At 69.8% G+C, this 23,187-nt stretch carries 24 protein-coding genes; 13 read left to right on the forward strand and 11 right to left on the reverse strand.

The window, feature by feature from the left end; translation table 11 throughout:
• Positions 1 to 24: 24 nt before the first annotated feature.
• A complete protein-coding gene (locus HQ314_RS01760; protein WP_268788562.1) occupies positions 25 to 570 on the forward strand; it encodes a DUF3093 domain-containing protein in 546 nt (181 codons plus the stop codon).
• Between the two features lie 15 nt (positions 571 to 585).
• Here HQ314_RS01760 and HQ314_RS01765 read toward each other — a convergent pair whose 3' ends face one another.
• On the reverse strand, positions 586 to 888 hold the full coding sequence (locus HQ314_RS01765) for a DUF4193 domain-containing protein (RefSeq protein ID WP_027505182.1): 303 nt from the start codon (positions 886 to 888) through the stop codon (positions 586 to 588).
• 628 nt (positions 889 to 1,516) lie between these two features.
• On the opposite strand from HQ314_RS01765, the gene cei reads away from it, so the two are divergent.
• Positions 1,517 to 2,197, forward strand: coding sequence for an envelope integrity protein Cei (gene cei, locus HQ314_RS01770; protein WP_222649117.1), 681 nt, complete (start codon positions 1,517 to 1,519; stop codon positions 2,195 to 2,197).
• A gap of 6 nt (positions 2,198 to 2,203) precedes the next feature.
• Here cei and HQ314_RS01775 read toward each other — a convergent pair whose 3' ends face one another.
• Complete coding sequence (locus HQ314_RS01775; protein WP_037185531.1) at positions 2,204 to 3,115, reverse strand: inositol monophosphatase family protein; 912 nt, start codon at positions 3,113 to 3,115, stop codon at positions 2,204 to 2,206.
• A 146-nt stretch (positions 3,116 to 3,261) separates the two neighbouring features.
• On the opposite strand from HQ314_RS01775, the gene ppgK reads away from it, so the two are divergent.
• Both ppgK and HQ314_RS01785 read left to right on the forward strand, forming a co-directional pair.
• On the forward strand, positions 3,262 to 4,074 hold the full coding sequence (ppgK, locus tag HQ314_RS01780) for a polyphosphate--glucose phosphotransferase (RefSeq protein WP_081821182.1): 813 nt from the start codon (positions 3,262 to 3,264) through the stop codon (positions 4,072 to 4,074).
• Positions 4,075 to 4,321: 247 nt separating this feature from the next.
• On the forward strand, positions 4,322 to 5,698 hold the full coding sequence (locus HQ314_RS01785; protein WP_056444837.1) for an RNA polymerase sigma factor: 1,377 nt from the start codon (positions 4,322 to 4,324) through the stop codon (positions 5,696 to 5,698).
• Positions 5,699 to 5,710: 12 nt separating this feature from the next.
• On the opposite strand, the gene HQ314_RS01790 is transcribed toward HQ314_RS01785, so the two are convergent.
• Positions 5,711 to 6,058 carry a DUF952 domain-containing protein gene (locus HQ314_RS01790; protein WP_027505177.1) on the reverse strand — a complete coding sequence of 116 codons (348 nt, stop codon included), beginning with the start codon at positions 6,056 to 6,058 and terminating at the stop codon, positions 5,711 to 5,713.
• Complete coding sequence (locus HQ314_RS01795; protein WP_081821181.1) at positions 6,055 to 7,002, reverse strand: DMT family transporter; 948 nt, start codon at positions 7,000 to 7,002, stop codon at positions 6,055 to 6,057. The genes HQ314_RS01790 and HQ314_RS01795 overlap by 4 nt, the downstream gene beginning before the upstream one ends.
• Before the next feature lie 242 nt (positions 7,003 to 7,244).
• Here HQ314_RS01795 and HQ314_RS01800 point away from each other — a divergent pair, with 242 nt between their 5' ends.
• A complete protein-coding gene (locus tag HQ314_RS01800) occupies positions 7,245 to 7,445 on the forward strand; it encodes a hypothetical protein (protein ID WP_027505176.1) in 201 nt (66 codons plus the stop codon).
• 113 nt (positions 7,446 to 7,558) lie between these two features.
• Here the strand turns inward: HQ314_RS01800 and HQ314_RS01805 are convergent, their stop codons facing one another.
• The gene (locus HQ314_RS01805; RefSeq protein WP_222637635.1) at positions 7,559 to 9,322 is read right to left on the reverse strand and encodes a DEAD/DEAH box helicase; all 1,764 of its coding nucleotides are present in this window, start codon (positions 9,320 to 9,322) and stop codon (positions 7,559 to 7,561) included.
• 52 nt (positions 9,323 to 9,374) lie between these two features.
• Here HQ314_RS01805 and HQ314_RS01810 point away from each other — a divergent pair, with 52 nt between their 5' ends.
• On the forward strand, positions 9,375 to 9,548 hold the full coding sequence (locus HQ314_RS01810) for a hypothetical protein (protein WP_155956976.1): 174 nt from the start codon (positions 9,375 to 9,377) through the stop codon (positions 9,546 to 9,548).
• The gene (locus HQ314_RS01815) at positions 9,545 to 10,687 is read left to right on the forward strand and encodes a YihY/virulence factor BrkB family protein (RefSeq protein ID WP_081821180.1); all 1,143 of its coding nucleotides are present in this window, start codon (positions 9,545 to 9,547) and stop codon (positions 10,685 to 10,687) included. The genes HQ314_RS01810 and HQ314_RS01815 overlap by 4 nt, the downstream gene beginning before the upstream one ends.
• Here HQ314_RS01815 and HQ314_RS01820 read toward each other — a convergent pair.
• Positions 10,660 to 10,896, reverse strand: a complete 237-nt coding sequence (locus HQ314_RS01820) for a DUF3039 domain-containing protein (RefSeq protein WP_027505173.1) — start codon at positions 10,894 to 10,896, stop codon at positions 10,660 to 10,662. The two genes, HQ314_RS01815 and HQ314_RS01820, sit on opposite strands and share 28 nt — an antisense overlap.
• Positions 10,897 to 10,990: 94 nt before the next feature.
• Between HQ314_RS01820 and HQ314_RS01825 the strand changes: the two genes are divergently transcribed.
• The 3 genes from HQ314_RS01825 (at position 10,991) to HQ314_RS01835 (ending at position 14,086) form a co-directional block, all read left to right on the forward strand.
• Complete coding sequence (locus HQ314_RS01825; protein WP_056444840.1) at positions 10,991 to 11,392, forward strand: DUF3099 domain-containing protein; 402 nt, start codon at positions 10,991 to 10,993, stop codon at positions 11,390 to 11,392.
• A gap of 87 nt (positions 11,393 to 11,479) precedes the next feature.
• On the forward strand, positions 11,480 to 12,970 hold the full coding sequence (locus HQ314_RS01830; protein WP_222649499.1) for a class I SAM-dependent methyltransferase: 1,491 nt from the start codon (positions 11,480 to 11,482) through the stop codon (positions 12,968 to 12,970).
• A 147-nt stretch (positions 12,971 to 13,117) separates the two neighbouring features.
• Entirely contained in the window at positions 13,118 to 14,086 is a 969-nt protein-coding gene (locus HQ314_RS01835; RefSeq protein ID WP_027505171.1) for a sigma-70 family RNA polymerase sigma factor, read from the forward strand.
• 63 nt (positions 14,087 to 14,149) lie between these two features.
• On the opposite strand, the gene HQ314_RS01840 is transcribed toward HQ314_RS01835, so the two are convergent.
• Both HQ314_RS01840 and HQ314_RS01845 read right to left on the reverse strand, forming a co-directional pair.
• Positions 14,150 to 16,885 (reverse strand): bifunctional GNAT family N-acetyltransferase/acetate--CoA ligase family protein, encoded by a 2,736-nt coding sequence (locus HQ314_RS01840; protein WP_056444843.1) that lies wholly within the window; start codon positions 16,883 to 16,885, stop codon positions 14,150 to 14,152.
• Positions 16,878 to 18,143 carry an acetoin utilization protein AcuC gene (locus HQ314_RS01845; RefSeq protein ID WP_027505169.1) on the reverse strand — a complete coding sequence of 422 codons (1,266 nt, stop codon included), beginning with the start codon at positions 18,141 to 18,143 and terminating at the stop codon, positions 16,878 to 16,880. Before HQ314_RS01845 ends, HQ314_RS01840 begins: the two co-directional genes overlap by 8 nt.
• Positions 18,144 to 18,306: 163 nt before the next feature.
• Between HQ314_RS01845 and HQ314_RS01850 the strand changes: the two genes are divergently transcribed.
• Positions 18,307 to 18,993 (forward strand): metal-dependent transcriptional regulator, encoded by a 687-nt coding sequence (locus HQ314_RS01850; protein ID WP_027505168.1) that lies wholly within the window; start codon positions 18,307 to 18,309, stop codon positions 18,991 to 18,993.
• Positions 18,994 to 19,041: 48 nt separating this feature from the next.
• Positions 19,042 to 20,025 (forward strand): UDP-glucose 4-epimerase GalE, encoded by a 984-nt coding sequence (gene galE, locus HQ314_RS01855; RefSeq protein WP_222649119.1) that lies wholly within the window; start codon positions 19,042 to 19,044, stop codon positions 20,023 to 20,025.
• Positions 20,026 to 20,034: 9 nt separating this feature from the next.
• On the opposite strand, the gene HQ314_RS01860 is transcribed toward galE, so the two are convergent.
• Positions 20,035 to 21,105, reverse strand: coding sequence for a DUF4192 domain-containing protein (locus tag HQ314_RS01860; RefSeq protein ID WP_222630939.1), 1,071 nt, complete (start codon positions 21,103 to 21,105; stop codon positions 20,035 to 20,037).
• A gap of 138 nt (positions 21,106 to 21,243) precedes the next feature.
• Here HQ314_RS01860 and dtd point away from each other — a divergent pair, with 138 nt between their 5' ends.
• Positions 21,244 to 21,675: a D-aminoacyl-tRNA deacylase gene (dtd, locus tag HQ314_RS01865; RefSeq protein ID WP_222649121.1), complete on the forward strand. Its 432-nt coding sequence runs from the start codon at positions 21,244 to 21,246 to the stop codon at positions 21,673 to 21,675.
• A 1-nt stretch (position 21,676) separates the two neighbouring features.
• On the opposite strand, the gene HQ314_RS01870 is transcribed toward dtd, so the two are convergent.
• Both HQ314_RS01870 and HQ314_RS01875 read right to left on the reverse strand, forming a co-directional pair.
• Positions 21,677 to 22,327 (reverse strand): trimeric intracellular cation channel family protein, encoded by a 651-nt coding sequence (locus HQ314_RS01870; RefSeq protein ID WP_027505164.1) that lies wholly within the window; start codon positions 22,325 to 22,327, stop codon positions 21,677 to 21,679.
• 3 nt (positions 22,328 to 22,330) lie between these two features.
• Entirely contained in the window at positions 22,331 to 23,140 is an 810-nt protein-coding gene (locus HQ314_RS01875; RefSeq protein WP_261781335.1) for a sensor domain-containing protein, read from the reverse strand.
• Between the last annotated feature and the right edge of the window lie 47 nt (positions 23,141 to 23,187).

Below are 23,187 nucleotides of genomic sequence, written 5' to 3' on the forward strand. Positions count from 1 at the left end.
CGTCCGACCCTCTACTCTGGAGAGGTGTCCGACGCAGCTTCGAGAGAGACCTCAGCAGATCACGCCACCCGGACGTCCGGGACGGCACACGACGGCGGGGGTGAGACGGTCGTCTACAGCGAACGGCTCCGCGTACCCGTCTGGTACTGGGTGGCCGCGATCGGCGTCGCGGCGATCCTGTCGGCCGAGGTGCACATGGGATCACCCGGCGTGATGGCCTGGCTGCCGTACGTGGTGCTGGTGCCGTTCGCGATCTGGGTGGTCACGTACCTGGGCCGGATGCGCGTCGAGGTGACGGAGCAGAACGGCGAGCGCATGCTGCACGCCGGCAAGGCTCGGCTCCCCGCATCGGTGATCGATCGGGTGGCGGTGGTGCCGGGGACGGCGAAGAGTGCCGCCCTCGGACGCCAGCTCGACCCCTCCGCCTTCGTGCAGCATCGTTCGTGGGTCAAGCCGATGGTGTTGGTCGTCCTCGACGACGAGAACGACCCGACACCGTACTGGTTGGTGAGCACCCGGAACCCGGATGCAGTGGCTGCGGCTCTGACTCCGCAGCCACCGACCTCCTGACGGAGGCCTCCTCGGTCAGGCCGCGCAGTCGCGGCAGACCAGAACGCCGCCGTTGTCGGACGACAGCCGCGAGCGGTGATGCACCAGGAAGCAGCTCGAGCACGTGAACTCGTCGGCCTGCTTGGGCACGACACGCACGGACAGTTCCTCACCGGACAGGTCTGCGCCCGGCAGTTCGAAGGACTCCGCGGTGTCCGTCTCGTCGATGTCGACGACGGCGGACTGCGCCTCGTTGCGGCGTGCCTTCAGTTCTTCGAGGGAGTCCTCCGACACGTCGTCGGACTCGGTACGGCGTGGTGCGTCGTAATCGGTGGCCATGTTGTTCCCCTTACCTTCCTGCTGAGACCGGGTGTGCCCGGTCTCCTTCGATCGCCTTCATGGGGGATGTTCAAGACGTCGACCGCTTCTTGTTCGACGAACTCGTCCTCTGTCGGACTCACACCCTCGGATCCCGATGCAGGTCGTTCGTGTTCCTCGTCTGCTGTTCGTGGCAGAACATCGATCCGGTCGGACTTCTTCCCGACTTCCGCCGGGAGGATCTCCGTCCTTCTCGCTCACCTATTCGCAGCCGTCGTCCTGACGGATGACGGCCGGCGTGCGGGTGAGCCGACTGTGCCCGAATCCCCGTGACGGGAAACATTCTCTTGCTGCGGGCGTGCAGGCCCGAGGAGCCCGACCGGCCGTGAGTTCGATCCGCCGGGCCGCCAGACAATAGCCGACGACGAGCCGGTGTGGAAAACACCCTGCCCAGCGCGGTGTGTCGTGGCGCGAACGGCTCCCGCGGGAACCGCATCTCCCCTGTTCACCCCGCCCAACGCCGTCGACCGTGCAGACGTTCCCACCCGCCGTGCGTCGCGCGTCACATGCCGGCGCGGCCCACTACAGTGAGCGAGTCACCGCCCGTGACACGACAGCGCGACACGTATCAGCAGAAGGGCACGCTCCCGTGGTCTCACTCATCACTCACGGCTCCTCGACCGACGACAAGGGGCGGCCGTACGCGCGGCGTCGGGCCTTCCCGATCCTCGTGGTGCTCGTCGTGCTCGCCCTCGCCGGTGCGGCCGTGTGGGTGAACATCCTGACCACGACCGAGACCGGCACGGACGCCGTCGCCTGCAACGCCCCCCAGCCGGCCTCCGATCCCGCCGCCCCCGCGGCCGCCGAGCCCGGCAGCGTCGTGGACGCCTCGGTGGTCACGGACACCCAGCCCGCCCCGTTGTCCGCCACCCGCGTGCGCGTGTTCAACGCGAACGGACAGGGCGGCCAGGCCGCCGAGATCGCCGCCGATCTCAGCGATTTCGGCTTCGCCAGCGCACCGGACGTGCAGGTGGGCAACGACCCGGTCTACGTCGACCAGAACATGCAGTGCATAGCTCAGATCCGGTTCGGCGCGGCCGGCGTGGCCGCCGCTGGCACCGTCGCACTGGTCGCGCCGTGCGCCGAGTTCGTTCAGGACACCCGCGAGGACGACACCGTGGATATCGCGCTGGGCACCAACTTCCGTGCGCTGGAACCGAACACCGACGGCGAGGAGGTCATCCGCTCGCTCGCGGACGTGGCTCCGGGCGCCGCGGCACCGAACCTGGACGTCGATCTGCTCGCCGCCGCGCACCGCGTCAACTGCTGACGCGGGTCAGGCCTTCGCGATGGCGGCGACGCCACCGAGACGGTCGAGTACGGACAGGAACCCGTCTGCCACACCTTCCGCCACGGCGATCGTCACCTCGCCGTCGTCGCTGCGGGAGTGCGGCGACGGAGTGATCACCCGCGCACCCGCCTCCGCCGCGACCAGAGCGCCCGCCGCCCAGTCCCACGGGCTGAGCCCGTGCTCGAAGTGGGCGTCGACGCGCCCCGCCGCCACCATGCACAGATCCAGTGCCGCCGAGCCGATGCGACGAACGTCCCGCACCTCGGGCAGCAGAGCCGCGATCAGCGCGCCCTGACGGCGGCGGCGCGCCGCGTCGTAACCGAATCCCGTGGCCACCAACGTGAGTGCCACGTCGTCGATGTCGTTGACTCGCAGGCGCACCCAGTCTCCGCCCGCGTCCGAGCACCACGCGCCGCCGCCGAGCGACGCCGCGTACGTGCGATCCCCCACCACGTCCTCCACGGCGCCCGCCACCGACGCACCGTCGATCTGCGCGGCCACGGAGACCGAGTAGGCCGGGATGCCGTAGAGGAAGTTCACGGTGCCGTCGATCGGATCGAGGACCCACCGGACACCGGACGGGGCGATGTCCTCCCCGCCGCCCTCCTCGCCCAGTACCGCGTCGTCGGGACGCAGCCGGCTCAACAGGTCCCGGATGACGTGTTCGGTCTCGGTGTCGACCACCGTCACCGGATCGGTGGGCGTCGACTTCGACCGGACGGCGTCCACCGCCGCACCGCCCGCGCCGAACACCTCCGGCCGACGCCGACGTACGTGGCGTCCCGCCTCACGTGCGACGTCGACGGCGATGCGGCGCAACATCTCCGGGTCGAGGGCGCTCGTCGAGTCGTCCTGCGGCAGATCGTCATGAGGAGTCACCCGGTAATCCGAACACATCGGGCGGCGGAACGGTACGGCGCGCCACCCGCCGCGGTGCCGCGCGACCGGGAACGCCGCCAGCAACTAGGGTGACGTGCGCGCACCAGATCTCGCACGAACGCGCCGGTCGCCGACGCGTGCGTACGCCACCAGGAGGTTCTGTCATGACGAACGACCACACCGAACCCGGCCCGGTCTCCATCGCCGGGAAGACGGGCTCGCACCCCGAGGGCCGAGGCTTCGGTGTCGACGTCGGTGGCAGTGGCGTCAAGGGTGGCGTGGTCGATCTCGCCACCGGCGAACTGATCGGCGAGCGCTACAAGATCGAGACCCCGCAACCGTCGACTCCCACGGCCGTGGCCGAGACGGTCGCGGCCATCGTCGACCACTTCGAGTGGACCGGGGACGTGGGCATCACCCTCCCCTGCGTCGTCACCGGTGGCGTGGCGCGAACCGCCGCGAACGTCGACAAGGGCTGGATCGGGACCGACGCCGGCGCGCTGTTCCGCGACCATCTCGGGGGTCGTTCGGTGACCGTGCTCAACGACGCCGACGCCGCGGGTATCGCGGAGGACAAGTTCGGCGGCGGCAAGGACTCCAAGGGTGTGGTCATCCTGCTGACCTTCGGCACCGGCATCGGATCCGCGATCCTGCAGAACGGTGTCCTCCTGCCCAACACGGAGCTCGGGCACATGGAGGTGGACGGCAAGGAGGCCGAGCACCGCGCCGCGTCGTCGGTCAAGGACGACAACGGACTGTCGTACAAGGCGTGGGCCAAAGAGGTCTCGCGCGTGCTCGAGCGCATCGAGGATCTGTTCTGGCCGGACCTCTTCATCGCCGGCGGCGGCATCAGCCGCAAAGCCGAGAAGTGGATCCCCCTGCTCACCAACCGCACCCCGGTGCAGCCCGCGACGCTGCGCAACGCCGCCGGAATCGTCGGCGCGGCCCTCGCCGCACAGTCCGGTGTGGCGCCCTGATTCTCGTCGAGGGCGACCACGCGCCCCTCTGACCTGCGCCGCGTCGGCTCGCCGATGCGCGATGTGACTCACACCCCACTGCCGGTGAGCCGGGAACCTCGGCGTCCTCCCGCGCGTTGGTGCTGTGCACTCGCGGCGGTCGTTACAATGGTCCACGCCCCGGTTTCACGCCGGGAAATCCACAGACCTCTCCGCCGGATCATCACTCTGGCGTGACGCCGCACGACACCGTCACGAAAGGGCGTACGTGGCAGCCATCGATATTCGTCAGACCGCGGACACCGCGCCGGCAGTCGACAGCACTCCGGCCGTCGACACCGCGTCGGCCGACGGCACCGCACCCGGCGCCGTCGGAACCGCACCCGCGAAGGCCCCGGCCAAGAAGGCGGCCCCGCGCAAGGCAGCAGCCAAGAAGGCCGCGCCGCGCAAGGCCGCAGCGAAGAAGACCGCAGCGAAGAAGGCGACGTCTCCTGCGACCGGCGACGACGCCGACGAGCCCACCGCGGACATCGAGGACATCGACGTTCCCGAGGGCGAGCTCGCAGCCGAGTCGGACGTCGTCGAGGTCGTCGCCGTCGGCGACGAGGTCGAGGACGACGCGACCACCGAACCCACGCCGGAGGACAAGGCGTCGGGCGACTTCGTGTGGGACGAGGAGGAGTCCGAGGCGCTGCGACAGGCTCGCAAGGACGCCGAACTCACCGCCTCCGCCGACTCCGTCCGCGCCTACCTCAAGCAGATCGGCAAGGTCGCCCTCCTCAACGCCGAAGAGGAGGTCGAGCTCGCCAAGCGCATCGAGGCCGGTCTCTACGCCGTCCAGCTCATGGCCGAGTCCGCCGAGAAGGGCGAGAAGCTCCCCGTGGCCCAGCGCCGCGACATGACCTGGATCTGCCGCGACGGCAACCGGGCGAAGAACCACCTGCTCGAGGCCAACCTGCGCCTCGTGGTGTCACTGGCCAAGCGCTACACGGGCCGCGGCATGGCGTTCCTGGACCTCATCCAGGAGGGCAACCTCGGTCTGATCCGCGCGGTGGAGAAGTTCGACTACACCAAGGGCTACAAGTTCTCGACGTACGCGACGTGGTGGATCCGTCAGGCCATCACCCGCGCCATGGCGGACCAGGCCCGCACCATTCGTATCCCGGTGCACATGGTCGAGGTCATCAACAAGCTCGGACGCATCCAGCGTGAGCTCCTGCAGGACCTGGGTCGTGAGCCCACTCCCGAGGAACTCGCCAAGGAGATGGACATCACGCCCGAGAAGGTGCTGGAGATCCAGCAGTACGCTCGCGAGCCGATCTCCCTCGACCAGACCATCGGCGACGAGGGCGACAGCCAGCTCGGCGACTTCATCGAGGACTCCGAGGCCGTCGTCGCAGTCGACGCGGTGTCGTTCACCCTCCTGCAGGACCAGCTCCAGTCGGTTCTCGAGACTCTCTCCGAGCGCGAGGCGGGTGTCGTGCGACTGCGTTTCGGCCTCACCGACGGCCAGCCGCGCACGCTCGACGAGATCGGCCAGGTCTACGGGGTCACGCGTGAGCGCATCCGACAGATCGAGTCGAAGACCATGTCGAAGCTGCGGCACCCGAGCCGGTCGCAGGTGCTGCGCGACTACCTCGACTGACAGTTCCGCACCTCACCCGACGGCGACGAACGTCCCGTCGTCGTCGGGCAGGTAGGGCTGCACCTCGACCACCGCGGTGAGCGGGACCGGTCCGTAGAGGTGTGGGAACAGCATCGAACTCGGATCGCCGGGTACTCCCGGCTCCCATTCCAGACGGTCCTTCAGTCGAGTGGGGTCCAACGACAGCAGCACGATGTCCCGGCGCCCGGCGAACAGCCGGTTGGCTGGCAGATGAACCTGCTGCGGCGTCGACAGATGGACGAACCCCTGCTCGGCGAGCGACGCGGGTGCCACCTCCCCCGCGGCCACACTCGCCTCCCAGTCCGCCGCCGGGCACATGTGCACCAGGATCTCGGTCATCGGCCGTCCTCTCGTGTCGGGTCCTGCAGTCGCGTCGTGTCGGCCGGCGGCGCCGGTCGTGCGCGTCGTTCCACACCGCCCAGCGCGACGGCGACGATCACACACAGGATGCCCGCGAGTTCGGCGATCGAGGGCACCTGCCTCAGCACCACGACGCCGACCACCGTCGCAGTGGTGGGCAGCAACGCGAGCAACAACGCGAACCGCGCCCGTCCGACCGTGCGCAGGACCACCTGGTCGAGCGCGTAGGGGATCACGCTCGACAACACACCCACCCCGACACCCAGCAGCCACGTGGACGGCGCGGTGAACACCGACGGATCCTCGAGGACCTGGGGCGTCAACGCGAGCGGGGCGAGAATCACCGACGCCACCGCCATGCCGACGGCGAGGGAGTCCAGCCCGTCGCCTGCCGTCGCGACCGACTTCCCGAGCACCACGTAGCCGGCCCACAGTCCGGCGGCGAGGAGTGCGAAACCGACCCCGACCAGGCCCACGTCGAATCGCGCTCCGGCCACCAGCGCGACTCCCGCGACCACCAGGACGAGTGCGAGCACGTCCCGAGCGCGCCGCGATCCGAGTGCGGCGACGAGGACAGGACCGAGGAACTCGATCGCCACGGCGGTGCCCAACGGGATGCGGGCGATCGCCTCGTAGAACGCCAGGTTCATTCCCACCGTGACGACACCGAACCCACCGGCCACCGCGATGGTGCGGGCCGTCCATCGCGTGCGCCAGGGACGACGCCAGGCCAGCAGAACGGCCGCTGCGCCTGCCGCGCGCAGCCACGCCACGGCCGCCGGCGAGATGGTGTCGAACAGATGGACGCCGATGGCGGCACCGAGATACTGCGCGAGCGCTCCGACCACGAAGACGAACGGCACCGACCACGGCGGGAACGAACGCCCCACCGACGCGAGGCCGCGCGCGTCCACATCCGTCATGGTCGAACCGTATCCACCGGTCGCGACACGGGCGCACAGGGGCGGGTGCGTTCTGCCGACAGCGAACGATGCTCGGGAGGGACGTGGTTCACCAGCATGTTTCGTGTCTGTGACAACACACGGCCATCCGCGTGGGAACAACGCACGAACCCCATACGTCTGTAAGAGTGAACGAACCGCGTCGAACCGACGTGGCGGACCGACCCCAGGACCGTGGTAGTCACGGTCAGTACGGAGGAGTCATGCCCGAATTGTTGACCGACACCACCCTCACCGCTGCCGACAGGTGTGATCGTTGCGGAGCGGGAGCGCGCGTGCGTGCCGTCCTCCCCACCGGCGGAGAACTGCTGTTCTGCCGTCACCACGCCAATGAGCACGAAGCGCGTCTCCTCGAGATGAACGCCACCATCGTCGCGGACGCGGATTCCGACGCCATGGCGTGATGACCGGGGCACTCGGTCCCACAGCATCAGCACTCGACTCCTGACACCACGAAGGGCGACCACCGATCCGGTGGTCGCCCTTCGTCGTGCGCGGGGCTCGTACAGTGCTGCGATCACCACGAACGCAGGGCCGAGATCCTCTCGGTGAGCTGCTCCGCCGTCGCGATCGCGGTGGGCGGCCCACCACAGCTCCGTCGGAGTTCGCCGTGGATGATGCCGTGGGCCTTGCCGGTGCGGTGGTGATGCATCGCCACCAGGCCGTTGAGCTCCTTGCGCAGATCGGCCAGCTTCGCGGCGTCCGCGGACCGCCCGGCGGGCGGGAGGGTGACCGGAGCCGGAGTCTCCGTGGGCGTCGCCGGGCGTGCCAGCTGCGTCTCCTGCCGTTTCCGCAACAGCGCGCGCATCTGGTCGCCGTCCAACAGGCCCGGCAGGCCGAGATAGTCCGCCTCGTCGTCGCTGCCCGAGAACGTCGCGGTGCCGAAGGAGGAGCCGTCGAAGATCACCTGGTCGAGCTCTGCGTCGGCACCGAGCGAGGTGAACGCCTTCTCCTCCTCGCCGGGCTCGTCCTTCTGCTGGTTCGCCTCGATGAGCAGGTCGTCGTCGAGACCGTCCTTCTCCCGGTGCGGCTTCCCGATGACGTGGTCGCGCTGCGCCTCGAGCTGGCTGGCCAGGTCCAGGAGCACCGGCACCGAGGGCAGGAACACGCTCGCCGTCTCACCCTTGCGGCGAGAACGCACGAAGCGCCCGACGGCCTGGGCGAAGTACAGCGGTGTGGAGGCGCTGGTCGCGTAGACGCCGACCGCGAGGCGCGGGACGTCCACGCCCTCCGACACCATGCGCACGGCCACCATCCAGGTCGACGTTCCCGCGCCGAACTCGGCGATGCGGGCCGAGGACCCGGGATCGTCGGACAGCACGAGCGTCGGGGTCTCCCCCGTCGCCGCCTCGAGGATTCCCGCGTAGGCGCGCGCGGTGGTCTGGTCCGACGCTATGACGAGGCCACCCGCGTCTGGAATGCCGCCCTGACGGAGTTGGTGCAGCCGGGTGTTGGCCGCGGCGAGCACCGACGGCACCCACTCACCGGACGGGTCGAGAGCGGTACGCCAGGCCCGCGCCGTCTGCTCGGCGCTGAGCGGCTCCCCGAGACGGGCGGCGAACTCCTCGCCCGCACTGTTGCGCCAGCGTGCCTCGCCCGAGTACGCGAGGAAGACGACCGGCCGCACGACACCGTCCGCCAGCGCGTCGGCGTAGCCGTAGCTGTGGTCCGGGCGCGACCGGGGCAGGCCCTCGTCGTCCGGCTCGTAGTTCACGAAAGGAATGGGGCTGTCGTCGCTGCGGAAGGGCGTTCCCGTCAGTGCCAGGCGGCGCGTCGCGTCGCCGTAGGCCTCGCGGATGCCCTCGCCCCAGCTCTTGGCGTCACCGCCGTGGTGGATCTCGTCGAGGATCACGAGCGTCTTGCGGTTCTCGGTCCGCACCCGGTGGCGGGAGGGGTGCGACGCCACCTGTGCGTACGTGACGACGATGCCGTGGAAGTCGCTGGACGTCTGCCCGGTGCTGTTGGAGAAGCGGGAGTCGAGGGCGAGTCCGACGCGCGCCGCCGCCTCTGCCCATTGGTGCTTGAGGTGCTCGGTGGGAGCGACGACCGTGACCTGGTCCACGGTGCGGTCGCTCAGCAGCTCGAGCGCCACGCGGAGCGCGAACGTGGTCTTGCCGGCTCCCGGAGTGGCGACGGCCAGGAAGTCGGTCGGACCCGCCGACAGGTACTTCGTGAGCGCTCGCCGCTGCCAGGCGCGCAGTGGCGGCAGGGTGACTCCGGCCGGCCCTGTCACAGGGAGACCTCCTGCGCTGTCGACCTTCTCGCCGATCTCGGCCGTCATGAACGGGCCTCGTCCGGCGCCGTACGTCCACCTGAAAGGATGCGAACCACCCGTGGCATGGAACTCCCGTTCGGCTCGTCGTCTCGTGTGCACATCCGTCGATCAGACTATCGCGGACGTCGGCGCGCCCACCAATGCGCACGTCGCCGCCGGTGCCCGCGACGGCGACACACCGGGCCGGGACGTGCCCGAGCGACGCCGGTGGGCCATGCTGGAGTCATCATGAGCGCACCCGCCGACAACACGTCCGATCGGGACACCGCGGCAGCGTCGACGCCCGACGGAGAGCCGGGGCCCGGTCCCGTCCCGGGACGGCCGCTGCGCACGGCCTGGCGCGTCGTCGCGAGGACGGCGGGCAAGGCGTGGGACGACTCCATCTTCGGCAAGTCCGCCACCGCCGCCTTCTGGCAGACCCTGTCGCTGCCGCCGCTGGTGCTCGCACTCCTCGGCAGCCTCACCTACATCGCGGGGTGGTTCGGACCGAACACTCTCGACATCATCGAGTCGAAGATCGTGACGTTCAGCTCCACGCTGTTCAGCGACAACGTCGTGGACGAGATCATCGCCCCCACGCTGACGGACATCCTCAACAGCGGACACGGTCCCGTCGTGTCCGTGGGCTTCCTGCTGTCGTTGTGGGCCGGCTCGTCGGCGATCTCCACCTTCGTCGACTCCATCGTCGAGGCACACGGTCAGCAGGACGCGCGCAACCCCGTGTGGCAGCGCATCTTCGCTCTGCTGCTGTACGTCGCGTTCCTGATCGTCGCGGTGTTCGTCCTGCCCCTCGTCGCGCTGGGGCCCACCATCATCGGTCGGGTGCTGCCGTCGTCGTGGTTCGAGATCGGCTCGCAGGTGATCGACATCGCGTACTACCCGGGTGTCGGACTGCTGCTCATCGTCGGCCTGACGACGCTCTACAAGGTGGCTCTGCACACCTCGCTGCCGTGGCACCGCCTGCTCGGCGGATCGCTGCTGGCCGGAGTGTTCTTCATGCTGGCGAGTGCGGTGCTGCGCACCTACCTGTCCTGGGTGACCGGAACGGGCTACACCTACGGCGCGCTCGCGGCTCCGATCGCCTTCCTGCTCTTCACGTTCTTCCTGGGATTCGCGGTGGTGCTGGGGGCGGAGTTCAACGCCACGGTCCAGGAGTTCTGGCCGGCGCGCGCCACACGCATGGACCAGGTCAAGGGATGGATCGCCGAGAAGGCAGCCGATCCGGGTGCGGGCACCGTCGGCGCTCTCGGCCGGCTGGCCACCGGCCCGATCCGCATCGCACGGTCGGATCGGGACGGCGGCGAGTCACCGGAGAAGCGTCAGGTGACGCGTGATCGGCAGGATCACTCGCCCTTGCGCAAGCCGTCGTAGACCTTCTTGCAGTCGGGGCACACGGGTGACCCGGGCTTGGCCGACTTCGTGACGGGAAAGACCTCGCCGCACAGTGCGACGACGTGGGTGCCCATCACCGCGCTCTCGGCGATGCGGTTCTTCTTCACGTAGTGGAAGAACTTCGGAGTGTCGTCGTCGGTGGTCTCGTCGGTGCTGACGTCGGGGCGTTCCTTGGTCTGCGTGCTCATGCATCGATTATGACGGTTGTTCCCGACACGCGCGTCGCACATCTCACCACCTCCGATTACTGCACACTTCGTTCAGTAGTGACACAGTGGAGTCATGGCACACGACGGCATCTCACCCCGCGACAGCGTTCGCGAGGCCGTACTGATCACCGAGGCACGAACGTCGGTCGAGGAACAGCACCGAGCGCGCGTGCGCAAATACCTCTTCATCATGTCTTTCCGTATCCCGGCGCTGGTCCTCGCGGCGCTGTCGTACGGCGCGTGGCAGAACCCGTGGATCGCCATGGCCATCGTCGGCGTGTCCATTCCTCTCCCGTGGATGGCAGTCCTGATCGCCAACGACCGACCGCCGCGGACCGCGGACGAGCCCAGCCGCTACGGCTGGCGGGCGACCGACTCCACCGCGCTGGAGGCCCGCAGCCACCCGGTGGTGAACCTCGACGAGGAACCCGATCTCGACCGCCGCGCGATCTCGAATCCGCGCGCCACGTCCTGAGACAGGTCCGTCCCGAGATCGGTCTGCTGACACACTGACGCGGTGACCGACTCGAACCACCGCACCTCGCCTCCCCCGTCCGTCCCGGTGGACGCGGACCGCCTCGTCGACCTCGCGTCCACGTTGCGGGTCGCGTTCGACCGAGCGGACTTCACCGCGGACGGGATCCTGGAGGCACTGGGCGACTCGGTTCATGCCGCGTTGGGACGTGGCGAACCCGCACCGGTGCGACGCCGGTGCGGAGAACTCGGTCCCCTCGGCACGCTCGTCCGGCTGTTCCTGCTCTCCGACGACGTGGCGATCGACGCCGCGACCACCGCCCTCGCGCCGACGACACTCGACGGAGCGGTTGCTGCCGGCCTCCTCGAGACCGGCAGCGACACCGTGCGCAGTCTGCTCGACATCCGCCCCCTCGATCTCGGCACGGGCACGCGGTGGGTGGTGTCCGACATCGACGGCAGCATGCGCGACGTCCGTATCGGATCCGATCACGTGCTCGGCGTCGGTCACGCGTCGCTGTCGCTGGTCCGCGGGACACCCACCCGTGTCGACGGGAGTCCGCCCACCGTCCTGGATCTCGGTACCGGCTGCGGCATCCAGGCGCTCCACGCGGCGCCGTACGCCCGGTCGATCACCGCCACCGACGTCAGCGATCGGGCCATCGCCCTCACCCGCATGACGGCTGCCCTCAACGGTCTGGACTTCGAGACGATCCCGGGCTCGTGGTTCGCACCCGTCGCGGGGCGGACCTTCGATCGCATCGTCGCCAACCCGCCCTTCGTCGTCGGATCGGGCCGAGTCTCCCACTCCTACCGCGATTCCGGCCTGGACCTCGACGGTGCCAGCAGCCTCGTCGTGGGAGCGGCACCGGAGCATCTCGCTCCCGGCGGGACCGCCTCGTTGCTCGCCTCCTGGGTTCACGTGGACGGTGAGGACTGGCGGTCACGGGTCGCCTCCTGGCTGCCGGACCACGGTGTCGACGCGTGGATAGTGCAGCGCGACATCGCGGACCCCGCTCTCTACGTGGGTACGTGGCTGCGGGACGGCGGCCTCGATCTGCGAGACCCGGCCGTCGACGAGACGGCGACCGCCTGGCTCGATCACCTCGACGCCGCCGGCGTCACGGGTGTCGGCTTCGGCTTCGTGTACCTCCGCCGGACCGACCGGCCCACCAGCGTCCTCGCGGAGGACCTGATGCACGGGTACGAGGATCCCCTCGGCGACGAGGCACTCGACGTCCTGGACCGGGTGGACTGGCTCCGCACACACGATCTGCTCGACGAGTGTGTGGCCGTCGCCCCGACCACGGCACTCGAGGAGGTCTCCACCCCCGATCCGGCCGGTGGGTGGACCACCGTCGTACGCCGGGTCCACCGCGGCGACGGGCCCGCGTGGTCCCACGAGATCGACGCGGACGGGGCGGCACTCCTGGCCGGGATGCGCGCGGGCGGACTGACGGTCGGCGACCTCACCGAGCTTCTCGCGGCCGCGCGCGGTGTGGACGCCGCGGAGCTGACGGACTCGGTCGTCGCGTTGGTCGCGGGGCTCGTCGTGCACGGGTTGGTGATCCCCACCTGAGCCGAGCAGTCGTTTCTCTCAGCAACTTCTCAGGGCTGAGGTGGTGAAACCGCAGCTCAGAGTGTTTGACGGAGGTGGGCTTCGGGAACTTTTCTGACGTGTCCCGGCGTTGTAGCCAGTGAGACACCACCGATCAGGAGGCACGTCATGACCAGCCCCACCACCATTCGCCCTCGACCGAGTGATGCCGACCTGGATGCACAGAGCCCGGCAGCGGACCTCGTTCGCGTCTACCTCAACGGTATCGGCCGCACGGCTCTGCTGACGGCCGCGGAGGAAGTCGATCTGGCGAAGAAGATCGAGGTGGGTCTGTACGCGACCCATGTGCTCGCGACCGGCAAGCGCCTCTCCCCCGCCAAGAAGCGTGACCTCGCGCTCATCGTCCGCGAGGGCCAGTCCGCTCGGGCACACCTCCTCGAGGCCAACCTCCGTCTCGTCGTCTCACTCGCCAAGCGCTACACGGGCCGCGGGATGCCGCTGCTGGACCTCATCCAGGAGGGCAACCTGGGTCTCATCCGTGCGATGGAGAAGTTCGACTACGCCAAGGGCTTCAAGTTCTCGACGTACGCCACCTGGTGGATCCGTCAGGCAATCACGCGCGGCATGGCGGACCAGAGCCGCACCATTCGTCTCCCCGTGCACCTGGTGGAGCAGGTGAACAAGCTCGCGCGGATCAAGCGTGAGCTGCACCAGCAGCTCGGCCGCGAGGCCACAGACGACGAGCTCGCCGAGGAGTCCGGCATCCCGGTCGAGAAGATCGCGGATCTGCTCGACCACAGCCGAGACCCGGTGTCGCTCGACATGCCCGTCGGCAGCGACGAGGAGGCACCGCTGGGCGACTTCATCGAGGACTCGGAGGCCACGTCTGCCGAGAACGCCGTGATCGCCGGGCTGCTGCACACCGACGTGCGCAGCGTGCTCGCCACGCTGGACGAGCGTGAGCAGCAGGTCATCCGGTTGCGCTACGGCCTCGACGACGGTCAGCCGCGCACCCTCGACCAGATCGGCAAGCTGTTCGGCCTATCGCGTGAGCGCGTACGCCAGATCGAGCGTGAGGTCATGGGCAAGCTGCGTCAGGGCGACCGCGCCGAGCGACTGCGGTCCTACGCCAGCTGATCGTCCCCCGCATCACGAGACAGGCCCCCGGCTCTCGCCGGGGGCCTGTCGTCGTTCACGGGCTCAGCGCAGGCGACGGGGGCCCAGATCGATACGGCTGGGCTCGGGCCCGATGCGGATCCGTGCGTCGGTGGTCTCCGCGCCACTCGGTGACGCGAGGACCGGGTCGCACACCAGCTCGCGCACCTCGGACAGATCGTCCGCCAGTGTGGAGACCCGGAGCACGACGTCCACCAGCGCGCCCTTGTTCACCGGGGACGCGGTGCGGTACCCCGACAGCATCGGCGCGGCCCGCGGCGCGTCGATGAGCTCCGCGGCTTCCCTCTCGGTGAGTGGGAGCACGCGGTACGCCCTGTCTCCCAGCAGATCCGACATGATGCCGGACAACCCGAACGACACCAGTGAGCCGAACGACGGATCGTCCTGGACCCGCACCAGGCACCCGATCCCCTTGGTCGCCATCCGCTGCACCTGCATCACCGGGGTGCCCGATGCCTCGAACAGATCCCGGTACGCGCGGGCGACGGCGTCCGGCCCCACGACGTCGAGGCGGACACCGCTCAGGTCGGGGCGGTGTCGCCACTGATCGCCGGTGGCCTTCACCGCGACGGGTCCTCCCAGCTCGCGGGCCGCCTCCACCGCCTCGGCCTCGTCCGTCACCGTGCGGAAGGCGGCGATCTCCACGCCGTAGCACCGCAGCAACTGCTCGGTCTCGACGTCCGAGAGCCACCGCCCCGAGGGACTGGCCGCCATCCAGCCGGCCACCAGTGCGCGCGCCGCGTCGGCGTCGACGCCGCCGGGCCGCACCACGCTGTCGGCCGGTCGATTCAGCCACGAGGCGTACCGCCACGCCTTCTGCAGCGCGTAGACCGCCCGCGCCGGGTCGGGATAGGACGGCACCGATCCGCGGATCGGCGTTCCGTCGTCGCCGCGGACCGCCAGTACGTCCGGAATGCCCTCGGCGGCGAGGAAGGTCGTCAGCACCGGCTTGTCGGCGCCGCGGACCGCCGCGCCGAGTGCCTCGGCGTAGGAGGCGACACGGACGGCGACCGGAGGCACGAAGACCGCGAGAACGGTGTCCACGTCGTCCGACCGCAGCGCCGTGGTGACCGCGGCCGCGAACTCCTCGGGCGTGGCCTGCGCGCCCACGTCGACCGGGTCCGGTGCGGTCATGCCGCTGTCGCGTGCGGCGTCGACGGCGAGGACGCCGAGCGCCGTCGAGTTGCCGACCACCGCGACCCGCGGACCTGCCGGCAGCGGCTGATAACCCAGAAGGATGGCGCAGTCGAACAGTTCGGCGATCGAGTCGACCTGGATCACCCCCGCCTGCTCGAAGAGGGCACGCACGATCGTGTCGTCGATGTCCGTGCCGGTCGCCAGCGCGGGCGGCACAGCTCCGCGTCCGCTCTTGACCGCGACGATCGGCTTGGACCGCGCGACCCGGCGCGCGATGCGCCAGAACTTGCGGGCGTTGCCGAAGCTCTCGAGGTAGAGCAGGACCACCTCGGTCGCCTCGTCCTGGTCCCAGTACTGCAGCAGGTCGTTGCCGGACAGGTCGGCGCGGTTGCCGGCGGAGACGAACGTCGACAGTCCCAGGAGCCGTTTCGACGCCTGCGCCAGGATGGCGATACCCAGGGCACCCGACTGGCAGAAGAAACCCACGCGTCCGCGACCCGGGAGGTCCGTCGCGAGCGTGGCGTTGAGCGACACCGCGGGATCGAGGTTCGCGACGCCGAGAGCATTGGGGCCGACCAGGCGCATGCCGTGTGCACGAGCGGAGTGCACCAGGCGCCGTTCGTTCGCGCGCCCGTCCTCTCCCGTCTCACCGAACCCGGACGAGACCACCACCAGCGCCTTCACACCCTTGGCGAGACAGTCGTCGAGCACCGCGTCGATCTGGTCGGCCGGCACGGCGGCCACCGCGAGATCCACCTCGTCGGGAATGTCCCGCACCGTCGGGTACGCGCGCACTCCGCGCACCGACGTGTGTTCCGCGTTCACGGGATAGACGGGTCCGGTGAACGACCCGCGCAGCAGGTTGGTCAGCACCGCGTTGCCCACCTTCTCGGGGTCCGTCGAGGCACCGATGACGGCGACGGAGCGTGGGCCGAGCACGTTGCGGACGCTGCGGGCCTCGGCCGCGCGCTCGCGGGAGTTGCGCACCTGGACGAGCGCGTCGCTGGGATCGATGTCGAAGTCCAGGTTGAGCACGCCGCCGTCGAAGCTGCGACTGACCTGGTAGCCGGCCTGCCGGAACACGGTGACCATGTTGCGATTCTCCGCGAGGACCTCGGCGACGAAGCGGCGCACCCCGTTCTCGGCGGCCGCCCCCGCCAGATGCTCGAGCAGGATCGGACCGAGCCCACGACCCTGGTGCGCGTCGGCGACGACGAAGGCCACCTCGGCGGAGTTGCCGTCGCCCTGCGGCAGACGCTCGTACCGGCCGACGGCGATGATCTCGTCGCCGAGCGTCGCGACGAGGGCCACCCGCGACGTGTGATCGACCGTCGTGAAGTTGAGGATGTCGCGCTTGGGCATGGTGGGGTACGGACCGAAGTAGCGCAGGTACCGCGTCCGCTCGGACAGCTTGCCGTGGAACTCGACCAGGGCGTCCGCGTCACCGGGCACGATCGGCCGCAGATGCACCACGCGGCCGTCGGACGCGAGCACGTCGGCGGCCCAGTGCCGCGGGTAGTTCTCGGCCCGTTGCCGCTCGAGCTCCTTGGGATCCGGCGGCGTCGGCGCGTCCGGTGCCGTCTGCGCTGTCGGTGTCTCGGGTGCGGGTGTCTCGTCAGTCACGCGGATCCTCCGGGTCGAGTCCCCACAGCGGGTAGACGGCGCGGCGGGTGGCCACGATGGCGGTGTCGATGCGTTGGATGGCGCGATCGACGTGCTCGACACCCGACTCCGGGGAACCACCCGGCCCGTCCCACGGCGGGTAGTCCACGTCGCCGTCGTCGCTCATCGTGGACGGCAGGTCGATGCTCGGCGCGGCGAGCCGCACCTTCTCGTGCCACTCGTCCGGAATGGACGTCGTCGGATCGAGATCGCGGTCGAGCACCGCGGCGATGAGATGGGTCCAGGCACGGGGCACCACCCGCACCAACCCGTATCCGCCACCCCCCACCGCGAGCCACCGACCCTCACAGACCTGGTCGGCGAGGTCGCGCATCGCACGGAACGCGGCGCGCTGCCCGTCCACGGTGAGTCCGAGATCGGCGAGCGGATCCTCCCGATGACTGTCCACGCCGCACTGGCTGATGATGATCTGCGGCTTGAACGCCGCCACCGCTCCGGGCACCACCGCGTGAAACGCTCTCAGCCACAACCGGTCTCCCGTGCCGGGCAGGACCGGCACGTTGACGGAGGTGCCCTCCGCGGCGTCGGCACCCACCTCGGTGGACCATCCGGTGTTGGGCCACAGCGTGGCCGGGTGCTGGTGCACCGAGACCGTCATGACGCGGGGATCGGCGAGGAACGCCGCCTGGACACCGTCACCGTGATGAGCGTCCACGTCGATGTAGGCGATGCGGTCGTACCCGTTGTCGAGCAGCCACGAGATGGCGATGGCCGCGTCGTTGTAGACGCAGAAGCCCGACGCCCAGTCCGCCATGGCGTGGTGCATGCCCCCGCCGATGCTCACCGCGCGGCGCGAGCGTCCCGAGGCGATGGCCCGCGCGGCCGTCAGGGTGCCACCCGCGATCACCGCACTGGCCTCGTGCATGTCGGGGAACACCGGGTTGTCCTCGGATCCGAGACCGTGCAGCACCTCGGACGCCCGCGAACCCAGCGGCAGGTCACGCGGCGCGCGTTTGACCGCTTCGACGTACCCCGGTGTGTGCACCCGCAACAGCTCACTGTCCGACGCGACCTCCGGCGGCAGCAGTTCGGTCCCCTCGAGAAGACCGATCCCCCGTGCCAGATCCATGGTGAGTGCGAGACGGGTGGGATTCATCGGGTGGTCGTCGCTCCACCGGTAGTTCAGGTAGTCCGCGCTCCAGACCAGAGCGGGCTGCCCCGGAGGCGACTGCGATGTCGAGGACGACTGCAGAGTCATGGCCCTCAACCTACGTGTCCGATTCGGCGTTCGTGATCGACTCGCGCACACGTGCTCGACGGGTCGTGGCAGGGCGGACGCACCGCGGCTCACCACGCCCGCACCTGGACCCACCGGTGAACCGTCCGTACCGGTAGAATCCACAACGACGAAGGGTGTGATTGTGAAGGATCTGGTGGACACCACCGAGATGTATCTCCGGACCATCTACGACTTGGAAGAAGAAGGGGTCGTTCCCCTGCGCGCCCGCATCGCCGAGCGCCTCGAGCAGAGCGGACCGACCGTGAGCCAGACCGTGGCCCGGATGGAGCGCGACGGGCTGCTCCTGGTCGCGGGCGACCGGCATCTGCAGTTGACGGAGAAGGGCCGCGAGCTCGCGGTCGCCGTGATGCGCAAGCACCGGCTCGCGGAGCGGCTGCTCGTGGACGTGATCGGCCTGCGCTGGGAGGACGTGCACGCCGAGGCCTGCCGCTGGGAGCACGTCATGAGCGAGGAGGTCGAACGGCGCCTGGTCGAGGTGCTGGACAACCCGACCACTTCGCCGTACGGAAACCCGATTCCCGGTCTCGCACTGCTGGGTTCGTCCCGGCCGACCGAGCAGCCGGAGGACCTGGTCCGCCTCAGCGACATCGCGCCCGGAACGCCCACCGCCGTGGTGGTGCGCCGCCTCGCGGAGTACGTGCAGTCCGACCCCGACACGATCGCGCGCCTGCGCGAGGCCGGAGTCGTCCCGGACGCGCGCGTCACCGTGTCCGTCACGCCCGGCGCCGTCACCATCACCGTGCCGGGCCACGACGACGTCGATCTGTCCGAGGAGATGGCGCACGCCGTTCAGGTGCGCACCATCTAGCTGCTCGGGTCTCTCGCGGAGTTCCCAGACACAGGAATCGGAGTTCGAGTGAAGTTCGTGGTGACCGGCGGCGCCGGCTACGTCGGCAGCGTGTGCGCGGCCGTCCTGATGGAGAACGACCACGAGGTCGTCGTGGTGGACGATCTGTCCACCGGCAACGCCGACGGGGTGCCCTCGGGTGCGGAGTTCGTCGAGGGCCCCGTCGCCGAGGTCATCTCGTCGGTGCTCGGACGCGAGAAGGTCGACGGTGTCCTCCACTTCGCGGCCCAGTCGTTGGTCGGCGAGTCGGTGGAGAAGCCGGAGAAGTACTGGCGCGGCAACCTCGGTGCGGCGTTGGAACTGCTCGATGCCATCGTCGAGCACCAGGTTCCGCGCCTCGTGTTCTCCTCGACCGCCGCGACGTACGGGGAGCCCGAGCGCACGCCCATCACGGAGGACTTCCCCACTCGGCCCACCAACCCGTACGGAGCCAGCAAGCTCGCGATCGACCACGCGATCACGGGATACACCGCGGCGCACGGGTTCGGGGCGACCAGCCTCCGATATTTCAACGTGGCCGGAGCACACGCCGGTCTCGGCGAGAACCGTGTCGTCGAGACCCATCTCATTCCTCTCGTCCTGCAGGTCGCTCTCGGACACCGTGAGTCCATCTCGGTGTTCGGCACCGATTGGCCGACACCGGACGGTACGGCCGTCCGTGACTACATCCACGTCCGCGATCTGGCCGACGCGCACCTGCGCGCCCTGTCCCAGAGCGTCCCCGGGAGTCACCGGATCTTCAATCTGGGTAGTGGCGAAGGGTTCTCGGTGCGCGAGGTCATCGACGCGTGCCGCCGCGTCACCGGCGTCGACATCGCCGTCACGGACGCACCCCGGCGAGCCGGCGATCCGGCAGTGCTCGTCGCGTCGAGCGAGAAGGCCATGGCCGAGCTCGGCTGGAAGCCCGAGCTCACCGATCTCGACGTGATCGTCGCGGACGCCTGGGCGTTCCTGCAGTCTCTCGGCGACAGGGCGCACTCCGCCCGTCGCTGACCCCGGGCCTCACACCGCGTCCGGCGGCAACTCGACCCCCAGGTCCTCCGCCAGTGACCGCGCGGACAGTACGAGCTCACGCACCACGGTGGGTCGCACGCCGTTCTGCAGAGCCGTGTCCAGCAGTTGCGCGAAGCGGTACTCCGGATCCGCGGTCAACGCCGTCTGCAGCGCCACCCCGGCGAGCGGTCCGTCTCCGCGCAGGTACGCCCACGCCCCCAGCATCGTCGCGGGGTGCGCTCGGTCCGGTCCGCTGACCCGCCGCGTCAGCTCGACCCACACCGCCTCGGCCGTGGGTCCCAGCGCGGTCGTCGCGAGGCCGAGAACGGCGTCCCGCACCGCGATCGTGCTGATCGCCACCATGATGCGCGCCGCCGTCAGGTGGTCGAGCTCGTCGGAGGCGTGCAGTGCCTCGAGGAAGACGACCGTGTCCGCCAGCAGGTCCGAGTGGCCGACCGGCCCGTCCTCCAGCTCGACCCGCAGTCGGCTGTTGCGGAACCGTTCGCACTCCGACTCCGGAACGGGTTGCAGCAGCAGCGCGATCTCCGACCGGGACGTGCGGATCTGCCGTCCCGCCATCACGCGGGACGCCGCGACCTGCGACGATCCGGGATCGGGCAGCGTGCCGCACCGCGGATCACCACCCAGGCTGCGCCACCGCTGACCGACCGCCAGGTGGGACACGTGGTGCACACCGAACAGGTCGATCCCCCGCGGGTCGAGTGTGTCCCGCAGCGCATCGGCCACCACCTCGTACGGCATCGTGAACTTCGACCCGGTGATCAGCACCGCGACGACCGCGTCCAGACCCTCTCTCGTGCAGACCTCGCCGCACCGCTCGATCACGTCGGCGAGCTCGGGTGAGTCGAGCCGGTCGGAGAGGTCCTGCCGCATGCACATCTCCACGACGGTGGGGCTGCCGGTGCTGAGGCAGATGAGCACGATGGACCGCGCCGGCACGAAGCCGAGCAGAGCCGGAACGGCGGCGATGAGGTCGCCCACCGACGTCACGACGGGGTGGTCCGCCGTCGTGGACGACGGGGATCGATGGCGGGGAACGGGGTACGGGCGTCGAGTCATGAGGAGGACTGTCCGCGTGCGGCCGACAGGTCCTCCGGGGTCGACCTGGGCCGATGAAACGGCCTGTGGATCGGCCCGCGCCCGGGGATGGACGCTCGCGCGGCTGCCACACTCGTCAGGAGACGACGAGAGGCAACCGTGCGCGCAGTGATCCAGCGAGTGAGCGAAGCGACCGTTCGAGTCGACGGCGTGGAGGTCGGACGTATCGGCGCCGGACTCCTGGCCCTCGTCGGGGTGACACCGTCGGACGGCGCCGCGGACGTCGAGCACGTCGCCCGCACGATCGCGGATCTCCGCATCCTGCCGGACGAACGATCCGTCTCGGACGATCCCGACGCAGCCGAGGTCCTCGTCGTGTCCCAGTTCACGCTGTACGGGGACACGCGCAAGGGCCGTCGGCCGTCGTGGAACGGTGCGGCGGCGGGCGACGTCGCAGAACCGCTGGTCGAAGCGGTGGTGGCGTCGCTCCGGGTGCGCGGCATCACGGTCGCGACGGGTGTGTTCGGCGCGCACATGGCGGTGCAGTCGGTGAACGACGGGCCCATGACCGTCCTCGTCGACAGCCCCTGACTCAGCGGCCTCGTCGGCGCCGCGGACGGCGCCACACCACTTCCTCAGGCAACATCCAGCCGCGACGGCGCGCGAGGAGACACAGGGCCGCGCCGACCACGGTCGCGGCAATCAGAGCTATCGTCGGTTGCCCTGCAGCCTGCACCACCACGAGGGTGGCGCTCGCGATCAGGGCGCACGACGCGTAGAGCGTGTTGCCACCGAAGATGGTGGGGATGCGCCCCACCGCGACGTCGCGGATCGCACCGCCGCCCACCGCGGTGACGGCGCCGAGCCCGATGGCCGGAAGCCACCCGAGCCCGACGCCCAGGGTCTTCTGCGCTCCCGCCGCGGCCCAACAGCCGAGTGCCAGCGCGTCGACGTAGGGGAAGACGCGGTCCCACCCACGCCCTTCGAAGCGCACGGCGAACGCGACGACGGCACCGATCAGCGCCACCGTCAGATAGCGGTAGTCGGTGAGTGCGACGGGCGGCCCGGCCTGGAGCAGGGTGTCGCGGATGATGCCGCCGCCGAGCCCCGACACGATGGCGAGAACCGAGAAGCCGACCAGGTCGAAGCGGAAGGCCCGAGCGACGGCGCCGCCGAGAAGGGCATTGGCGAAGACACCCGTGAGGTCGAGGACCCGGAACAGCTCGGGCACTGCCCATGACATGGGCTATCCCCCGGCCTTGACCTTCTGCACCGCGGCGGTGAACGTGCGGTCGAGCGTGGCGGAGTCGGGCGTCAGTTCCCCGAAGGACATGTACGTCGCCGTGACGCGGACGTCGTCGACCTGGGCGAGCAGCGACAGCATGGACTGTGTGACCTCGCCCGCCTGGCCACCGGAGGTGACGGTACGACGTAGCGCGAGGGTGTCGTCGGCACCGATGGGCGGCGGCGGGACGATGTCGGTGGTCACCAGGCTCGTCACACCGGCTGAGGTGGCCTCGACTTCGGAGCACTGCTCCCAGAGTGCCTTCCGATCCTCCAGCGTCGTGTCCACCCGGGACAACTCGATGGAGATGGTGGCCCGGTCGTCGGGATCGGTCGCGACGAGCAGTGCCGTCGAGTCGGGATCGGACGATCGTGCCTCGGGCTTGCATCCCGTCGGTTGGACGGACGCGTCGGCTGCGATGCCGTCGAGGTCCTGAGCCGCCTGCGCCACGGCCTGCGGGGGCAACACCACGGCCTGGTACGGCGCCGTGAAGGTGCTGGGATCGAGGAGCAGGGCAGACAGCGATCCCGCCGCGTCGGGACTCGCCGAGGTGCTGGACGGAGAGCTCGACGGTGTGGTGGTGGTCGACGACGACGATCCGGGTGCGCTGGACGGCGCGGCGGAGGGCCGCGGACCGCCGGCCTCCGGCGTCCCGCTCACCGTGGAGCCACCGCATCCCGCCAGCACGGCGGCGGCGAGGGCGACGAGCGCACCGGCACGCACCGCGGACACTCTGCTGGTGGCACCGGTACTCGTCGCTCGCGTCTGCATGTCTCCCCTGTCGGTGAGGTCCCCGGGCGTCCGGTGACCGTGCGTGG

The organism is Rhodococcus sp. BP-332 (genome assembly GCF_019836065.1).
Classification (GTDB): Bacteria; Actinomycetota; Actinomycetes; order Mycobacteriales; family Mycobacteriaceae; genus Rhodococcoides.

Coding starts and splice junctions, on each gene's coding strand:
- HQ314_RS01815 (WP_081821180.1), top strand. CDS start 9,545: ATGAGCGCACCCGCCGACAACACGTCCGATCGGGACACCGCGGCAGCG.
- HQ314_RS01790 (WP_027505177.1), bottom strand. CDS start 6,058: ATGACCGAGATCCTGGTGCACATGTGCCCGGCGGCGGACTGGGAGGCG.
- HQ314_RS01845 (WP_027505169.1), bottom strand. CDS start 18,143: ATGACTCTGCAGTCGTCCTCGACATCGCAGTCGCCTCCGGGGCAGCCC.
- HQ314_RS01820 (WP_027505173.1), bottom strand. CDS start 10,896: ATGAGCACGCAGACCAAGGAACGCCCCGACGTCAGCACCGACGAGACC.
- HQ314_RS01835 (WP_027505171.1), top strand. CDS start 13,118: ATGACCAGCCCCACCACCATTCGCCCTCGACCGAGTGATGCCGACCTG.
- HQ314_RS01875 (WP_261781335.1), bottom strand. CDS start 23,140: ATGCAGACGCGAGCGACGAGTACCGGTGCCACCAGCAGAGTGTCCGCG.
- HQ314_RS01870 (WP_027505164.1), bottom strand. CDS start 22,327: ATGTCATGGGCAGTGCCCGAGCTGTTCCGGGTCCTCGACCTCACGGGT.
- HQ314_RS01800 (WP_027505176.1), top strand. CDS start 7,245: ATGCCCGAATTGTTGACCGACACCACCCTCACCGCTGCCGACAGGTGT.
- HQ314_RS01775 (WP_037185531.1), bottom strand. CDS start 3,115: ATGTGTTCGGATTACCGGGTGACTCCTCATGACGATCTGCCGCAGGAC.
- HQ314_RS01825 (WP_056444840.1), top strand. CDS start 10,991: ATGGCACACGACGGCATCTCACCCCGCGACAGCGTTCGCGAGGCCGTA.
- ppgK (WP_081821182.1), top strand. CDS start 3,262: ATGACGAACGACCACACCGAACCCGGCCCGGTCTCCATCGCCGGGAAG.
- HQ314_RS01795 (WP_081821181.1), bottom strand. CDS start 7,002: ATGACGGATGTGGACGCGCGCGGCCTCGCGTCGGTGGGGCGTTCGTTC.
- HQ314_RS01860 (WP_222630939.1), bottom strand. CDS start 21,105: ATGACTCGACGCCCGTACCCCGTTCCCCGCCATCGATCCCCGTCGTCC.
- HQ314_RS01805 (WP_222637635.1), bottom strand. CDS start 9,322: ATGACGGCCGAGATCGGCGAGAAGGTCGACAGCGCAGGAGGTCTCCCT.
- HQ314_RS01765 (WP_027505182.1), bottom strand. CDS start 888: ATGGCCACCGATTACGACGCACCACGCCGTACCGAGTCCGACGACGTG.